The sequence below is a fragment of the Pseudodesulfovibrio sp. genome (assembly GCF_028692895.1).
Classification (GTDB): Bacteria; Desulfobacterota; Desulfovibrionia; order Desulfovibrionales; family Desulfovibrionaceae; genus Pseudodesulfovibrio.
The window spans coordinates 1-6886 of record NZ_JAQUWN010000112.1 but is presented as its reverse complement, the minus strand read 5'-3'; the positions used below and the strand labels follow the sequence as shown (position 1 = coordinate 6886).

The 6886-nt window shown below is 69.5% G+C and carries 7 protein-coding genes; 4 read left to right on the top strand and 3 right to left on the bottom strand.

Annotation, left to right across the window (positions count from 1 at the left end):
• The 4 genes from hgcA to PHP91_RS16725 all read left to right on the top strand — a co-directional run.
• A partial coding sequence (gene hgcA, locus PHP91_RS16740) for a mercury methylation corrinoid protein HgcA (protein WP_300143453.1) occupies positions 1–1068 on the top strand: 1068 nt, incomplete at its 5' end.
• Between the two features lie 2 nt (positions 1069–1070).
• Positions 1071–1358 carry a mercury methylation ferredoxin HgcB gene (gene hgcB, locus PHP91_RS16735; protein ID WP_300143450.1) on the top strand — a complete coding sequence of 96 codons (288 nt, stop codon included), beginning with the start codon at positions 1071–1073 and terminating at the stop codon, positions 1356–1358.
• Between the two features lie 22 nt (positions 1359–1380).
• Entirely contained in the window at positions 1381–2151 is a 771-nt protein-coding gene (locus PHP91_RS16730; protein WP_300143447.1) for a glycosyltransferase family A protein, read from the top strand.
• Between the two features lie 90 nt (positions 2152–2241).
• On the top strand, positions 2242–2874 hold the full coding sequence (locus PHP91_RS16725) for a PAS domain-containing protein (protein WP_300143444.1): 633 nt from the start codon (positions 2242–2244) through the stop codon (positions 2872–2874).
• A 57-nt stretch (positions 2875–2931) separates the two neighbouring features.
• Here PHP91_RS16725 and PHP91_RS16720 read toward each other — a convergent pair whose 3' ends face one another.
• From PHP91_RS16720 to PHP91_RS16710, 3 genes are all read right to left on the bottom strand, one after another.
• Positions 2932–3945, bottom strand: coding sequence for an electron transfer flavoprotein subunit alpha (locus PHP91_RS16720; RefSeq protein WP_300143441.1), 1014 nt, complete (start codon positions 3943–3945; stop codon positions 2932–2934).
• Positions 3946–3953: 8 nt separating this feature from the next.
• Positions 3954–4763, bottom strand: coding sequence for an electron transfer flavoprotein subunit beta (locus tag PHP91_RS16715; protein WP_300143438.1), 810 nt, complete (start codon positions 4761–4763; stop codon positions 3954–3956).
• A gap of 202 nt (positions 4764–4965) precedes the next feature.
• Positions 4966–6807 (bottom strand): 4Fe-4S ferredoxin, encoded by a 1842-nt coding sequence (locus PHP91_RS16710; protein ID WP_300143435.1) that lies wholly within the window; start codon positions 6805–6807, stop codon positions 4966–4968.
• Positions 6808–6886 lie beyond the last annotated feature (79 nt).

Below are 6886 nucleotides of genomic sequence, written 5' to 3'. Positions count from 1 at the left end.
GACCCCCGTGCCGGGGTTCACGAAAAGCCGGGCTACCGCGTGGAGCCCTTTGTCACCGGGTTCATCGAGACCAAGCCCGGTCCGGCGCCCCGCGTGGCCACCGCCCTCTCCCTGCGTGACCGGCTGGGCGCGGCCGCCGTCCGCTCCGGCATCGGACGGGGCGGCTACAAGGTCGTGCCGGGCCTCTATTGCGTGGGCGAGCCCGGCCCGGACGCGCCGGTCCTGGTCACGGCCAACTACAAGCTGACCTTCGACGCGGTGCGCGCCGCCCTGGCTGGCGAGAACGTCTGGCTGCTGGTGGCGGACACGCGCGGCGTCAACGTCTGGTGCGCGGCCGGAAAGGGGCTCTTCTCCACCGACGAGGTGGCCCACGCCGTGCGCGCAAGCCGCCTGTCCGAGGTGGTCTCCCACCGCGACCTGATCCTGCCCCAGCTCTCGGCCACGGGCGTGGCCGCGCGCGGACTGCGCCGCCGCTGCGGTTTCGGGGCCTCCTTCGGCCCCATCCGGGCCGTGGACCTGCCCGCCTTCCTGCGCGCGGGCAAGGCGGACGAGGCCATGCGCTCCGTAACCTTCACCCTCAAGGAACGGGCCGAGCTCATCCCGGTGGAGCTGTACCTTCTGGGCAAGCCCCTGGCCATTTTCCTGGCGGCCGCCTTCCTGCTCGCGGGCATCGGGCCGGACGTCTTCTCCCCCGGCGCGGCCTGGACGCGCGGGCTGGCCGCGGCCCTGGCCACCCTGCTCGGCATCGCGGCGGGCGACGTGATCGTGCCCCTGGCCCTGCCCCGCCTGCCGCTACGCCACTTCGCGCTCAAGGGCGCGCTGTCGGGCGCGGTGCTGGGGATCGCCAACCTGCTGGGGCCGGGGACCGCCTGGGACCTGCCCGCCCTGTGGCTGTGGACCGTGACCCTGGCCGCCTGGCTGGCCATGAACTTCACCGGCTCGACCCCGTTCACCTCCCCCACCGGGGTGGAGCGGGAGATGCGCCGCGCCCTGCCCGTCATGGCCCTGGCCGCGCTGGCGGCGGCCGCGCTCTGGCTGGCCGCGCCCTTCCTGGGCAGGGGGGCCTGACCATGCGCGATTTCCGCTACCTCGACGACGCGGCCACCCTGGCCTTCGACCGGGACAAATGCGTGGGCTGCGGGGCCTGCGGGGAGGTCTGTCCCCACCGCATTTTCCGCGTGGCCGACGGCAAGGCGGACATGGCCGACCGCGACGCCTGCATGGAGTGCGGGGCCTGCGCCCGGAACTGCCCCACCGGGGCCATCTCGGTCACGCCCGGCACGGGCTGCGCCGCCCTGATCGTCCAGACCTGGATCGCCCGCCTTACGGGCCGGAAGATTAAGGGAGACTGTTGCTGAGAGTCCGTGCTACACTGAAGATATGAAACTCAAGGTGGGCATCCCCTTCGCCAAGCACGGCCGAATCACCGAGGCCACGCTGAAAAGCGTGCGCGACCTGGCGCGGTGCGCGGATTTCGAGACCGAGATCGTCTCCCAGCAGGGCAGCAACGTGCCCCGCGCCCGCAACGCCATGATAAACGGCGAGCGGTCCAACCTGGTCCGCCAGCGGCTCTCGGGCTTCGACTGGTTCCTCTGCGTGGACGCGGATACCGGCTTCACGCCGGACCACGTCCGCAGGCTCCTGGCCCACGACCGGGACATCGTCTCCGGGGCATACCTGCACAAACACGACCAGAGCCGCGTCGTGGCCGGATGGTGGAGCGGCGCGCCGGGCCTCTCCCTGATGCAAGACCGCGTCGCCCCGGACCGCACCGGGCTCTTCCCGGTGGACTGGACGGGCGCGGGCTTCCTGCTCGTCCGGCGCGAGGTCTTCGAGCGCACTCCCTATCCCTGGTTCTCGGCCATGGAGGTCCGCTACCGCATGGACGGCCGGGAATGCGCCCAGGTGGTCAGCGACGACCTGGGCTTCTGCATGAAGATGGGCGCGGCGGGCGAGACCATCCTGCTCGACGCCGACTGCCGCGTGGATCACGTCCCCCATCCCAACGAGCACAACCCGGCCACCGAGCTGGCCGACGCCCTCAACGGCCTGCTGGAAAACCGCGAGACCATCGTCCGCCACATCCAGGCCATGGCCGAAGAAAACAAGCGGCTGCGCCTCCTGGCGGGAAAGAACCGAAACGGGGAGTAACGCCGGGCCGCCAGCCCCCTCTCCCCGCGCCGGAAACGATTCGAATCCCATTCCGTCGGATTTCCGGATATGCAACAGAGGAGACTGCCCATGGAAAAAAGCAAGTGCACCCTCCCGGCGCTCAAGATCGCCACGATTTACGCCATCTTCGGCGGGCTGTGGATTCTCTTGTCCGACAAGCTCCTCGGCCTCATGGTCCCGGACATGAACACCTATGCGACGATCCAGACATGGAAGGGCTGGCTCTACATCGCCGTCACCGCCCTGCTGATCTTCTGCCTGAGCCGCCGGAGCCACCGCGAGCTTGCCGCCGCACAGAAGGAGCTGGAGGTCAGCGAACGGCGCTACCGCATGTCCACCGACGCGGCCCAGGTCGGCACCTGGGAGTGGGACGTGCCCACCGGCGACCTGATCCTCAACGCGCAATACATCCGCACGCTGGGATATGACGGCGACAAATTCCCGCCTGTACTGGCCAGTTGGGAGGCCCTGCTCCACCCCAGGGACAAGGACCGCGTCCTCGATGCCCTGAACGCCCACCTGCGCGGCGAAACCGAGGAATTCGAGTCCAGGCACCGGCTCCTGGCGGGCGACGGCCACTGGAAATGGTTCATCGACCGGGGCCGGGTCTTCCTGCGCGACGAGAACGGCGCGCCCCTCAAGGCCATCGGCGTCCAGATGCCCCTCCATGGCGACAACGAACTGACCGGCGAAGCGGCGTAACGGAAAAGGGCCGCCCCCATCGGGAGCGGCCCTCGCTTTTCGCTTTTCCGGCCGGGACTAGCCCAGCAGTTCGTTGACCTTGGTCATGAGCGCAAAGGCGTCGGCGACGTAGAGCACGTCGCACTTGCCCTGGGCCCAGCCGCAGCCCGCGTCGGTGTTGATGGCGCGGCGCTCGCCGATGAAGCGCCAGCCGACCACGTGCGGCTCCTCGCCGTGGCAGCAGGTGGACAGCCCCTTGGGGTGGCGCGGGGACGCGCCGGTCTGCCCGACCTGGTGCATGTGGGTCAGAAACGAGATGACCGAGCCGCCCTCGCCCGAGATGTCCACCAGGGACTTGGACGAACCCAGCGACGCCTTGGTCGCGCCCAGGAAGCCCAGGATGAGCTGCTCGGCCACGTCCACGTGCACGCCGCCGTCGGCCTGCTTCTTGGTCCAGCCCGCACCGGCCACCAGGAGCACGTTCGCGTCCGGGCGGATGGTCTGCTCGTCCTCGGAAACGCACTCCACGCCGAGCGACCGGGTGCGCACGCCCGAGAAGTCGGCGGCCACGGCCTGGACGTCGGCGCTGCCCGCGCCCGCAAAGGCGGCGGCGCAGCCGGAGTCCAGGGTCACGATCCAGGGCCGCTCGTCGCGGGTCAGCGCGCCCTCCATGCGCTGGCGGTAGAACCAGCGCCGGGCCGCGGGCTTGCCGTCCTTCGCTTCCAGGCCGGAGAGGTGGGTGTCCACCCGGCCGTCCAACCGCACGGCCAGGCCCGGCAGGGCGCGGCTCAGGCGCGAGGTGGCCGGGGCCACGACCATGTCCGGCCCCACGGCCTTGGCCAGGGCCTCGGCGGCGGCCAGGTCGGAGGCGTAGACGGCGTCGTTCAGGAGCGCGTCGGTGACCGCGTAGAACTTTGCGCCGCAGCCCGCCACGGAGTCGGCGGCCGCCGCGACGTCAGCGCCGAAGAGGCCCACGGCCAGTTCCGCGCCCAGCCCCTCGGCCAGGGATTTGGCGGCGGTCAGGGTTTCCAGGGCGACCTTGGAGAGGCCGCCGTCGCATTCGGTGTGCGCAAGATAAAGTATGGTGCTCATGTTCCCCCCTAGGCCTTCAGCCACTCGACGATTTCACGGGCCATTTCCTCAAGCGGAGCGTCCTTGACCACGCGGGTCTGGCGGCGCTGCTGCGGCACCTGGACGGTCTCGAACCTGAGGGACGCGCCGGAAAGGTCGGCGGGTTTGGCCTGCATCAGGGCGGGCATGTTCTTCTGCATGTTCTGCATGCCGATCTGCGGGTTGTTCGGCGGCTCGGGCAGCTCGCCGGTGGCCCAGCCCATGACGGCGGGCGCGCCGTCCACCACGGACTTGAGGTACGCGCCGCCCTCCACGCGCTCCATGACCTCGATGGAGCCGTCGGCGCCCACCGTGATCTTGTCCACGCCCTGGAACTGCTCGGTGACGCCGAGCCGCTCGCCCACCATCTGCATCACCGCGCCGGACCCGCGCGAGGCGGACTGCCAGCCGCCGAAGAGCAGCAGCTTGGACTTGTCCAGCCCGGCGATGCCGTCGATGGTCGCGGCCAGGACCCTGGCGGTCTCGAAGGCGTCGGTGAAGCCGGAGGCCGAGCCGTCGGCCACCACCAGTTGGAACGGGGCCTTCTGGGACACGGCCATCATGACCTGCTGCAGCTTGGCCTTGGGGCCGAGCGCCACGAGCCAGACCTGGGAGCCGGGATTGTTCTTCGCCAGGTTGGCGGCCTCGTACAGGGCGTGCCCGGCCCACGGGTCGAGCACGGCAGGCAGCATCATCTCGTTCTGCAGCACGGGTCCGGTCGGCCCCACCTGCGGCGTCAGGGTCTGGAGCGGGTCCGGAACGATGGAGCCGCAGACCACGATATGAAACACATTACCCATTCACAAACTCCTTGGGTTCATTGGCGGCGACAACGCTTCCCCGCCGCCTCGCTTTCCAACCGGACGGAATGGCTTGCCGCCCGTCTTCAATCGGTCCACTCGACTCGAAATCGAGGGTGTTCAAAAATGGCCGCGCGGGAATTCGTTCTCCCTGCGGCAACGAGGCAATCGGCCGTTTTGCAACAGCCGACGCCGTCATACATCAATTTTCCGCGGAATGCAGCCCGCCCGAACCTGCCCGGAATTCGACATTGGTCCGCTCCTTGTCGCGCGGGCCGGACTTGCTGCAATTCCAAAGACATGCCCCGCAATGCACGCACTTTTCGCGGTCGAAGAGCGGCGCGCCGCCCTCGGGATCGGCGTGGATGGCCTGGCCGGAGCACGCCTCGATGCAGACCCGCTCGCGGCAGGCGGCGCACAGCGTGGGATTCAGGAATCGGACGTGGTCCGCATAGCCGGGCGCGGCCTGGACCTTGCCGCCCAGCAGCAGCGCGTCCTGGTGCGAAACCAGCAGTCTGCCGTCCAGCGGGATCTCGGGCCAGCCCACGCGGTTCATAAGCGCGTCGTGCAGCCCCGCGCCCTTCTTGGCGCAGGCCTCCCGGATCTCGCGGATCTCGCCCTCGGCGATGTATCCCTTGTAATATTCCTCGACGGTCGGGATGCGGTCCTGCGGCTTGATCGACGCGCCGGCCAGGTTGAGCAGCCCGTTGGTCAGCCCGGTCAGCCCCATGCCCAGGAACCCGCGCATCACCGACTTGGTGAAGCCGTCGCGCGACTTCTCGGCCACCCTGGCCTCCTCCTCCACCCAGGAGGCGCGGCGGCGGGCCACATATCCCGCCTCCAGATTCTCCCTGGTGAACGGCTTGCCGTCCTTGAGCAATTCCAGCACGGCCTCGCCCAGTTGCACGCCCGTGGCCCAGGCCTCGTCCACGCCCGAGCCGGTCAGCACGTTGGTCGAGCCAGAGCCCTCGCCGATGCGGGCGAAACCGTCGCCGCAGAGCACGGGCTCGCCGCGCCTGCCGGACTCGTCCAGGGACTTGGCCCCCCACGAGCGCAGCGTGCCGCCCTCAAGGCGTTTCCACAGGTACGGATGCAGCATCCAGTGCTGCATGTAGCGGTAGGCGGTGCGGACCGGGTTGTCGAACCAGGAGGGCACGAAGATGCCCAGCGAGGCCACGTTGCCCGGATACACATACAGAAATCCGAAAATCTCCGGCTCGGGATAGCCGATGGTGTGCAGGACCGTGCCGGGCTTCCAGTCGCACCCCTCGGGCAGGTCCACCACGCACTTCATGCCCACGGCCCACTCGCGGCGGTGGTTGCCCCCGGGCAGCCCCAGCTCTCTATCGAGCTGCCGGCCCACCGGGCCCACCGGGCCGTCGGCCACCACGGTCAGGGCGGCCTTCATGTCCATGCCCGGCATGAAGCCCGGCCCCGGCGTCCCGTCCTTCTCCACGCCCTGGTCGGCCATGCGCACGCCCCTGACCACGCCGCCCTCCACGAGCGGCCCGGCCACCGGGCTGGACGGCCAGATCTGGGCCAGGCCGGTGCACATCAGGTTGGAGCCCACCCACTGGTTGAACTGCCCGAGCGACAGGACCATGCCCGGATGCTTGCGCAGGAACGGCGGCACCCACGGCAGCTCGAACGCCCCGTCCTCCATCCACCGGCCGAGCACCTTGTCGGCCAGCTTGAACGCGCCCGGCCTGCGGCTCGCGCCCACCGGGTCGGACAGGTAGAGAACCTTCTCCTCCGCCACTTCATGGGCCATGGGAATCTGCGTCGGGTCCAGGTCAGGGAACGAGGCCCGGATGGCCCGCCCCCTGGTCACCACGCCCGACACGCCGAACCCGATGTCGTCCGCGCGCTCGTAGCAGATCACCTGCGTGGGCATGCCCGGCATGGCCTTCGACTCGGCCGCGGGCGTCCCGTCCTCGTTCATCAGGCCGCGCGTCAGCGTGGTCAGAAAACCTCCGGCAGCAGGGCCGAAACCGACACAGACAATGTCGGTCTCCATCTCGGCGCGGGGCGTTTCGTCAGTCATTGTGGTGCCTCCGGCGGCCGGGGGAAGGGGAGAGGGAAACCTTTTGGAAAAGGTTTCCCTCTCCCCTTCCCCCGGACCC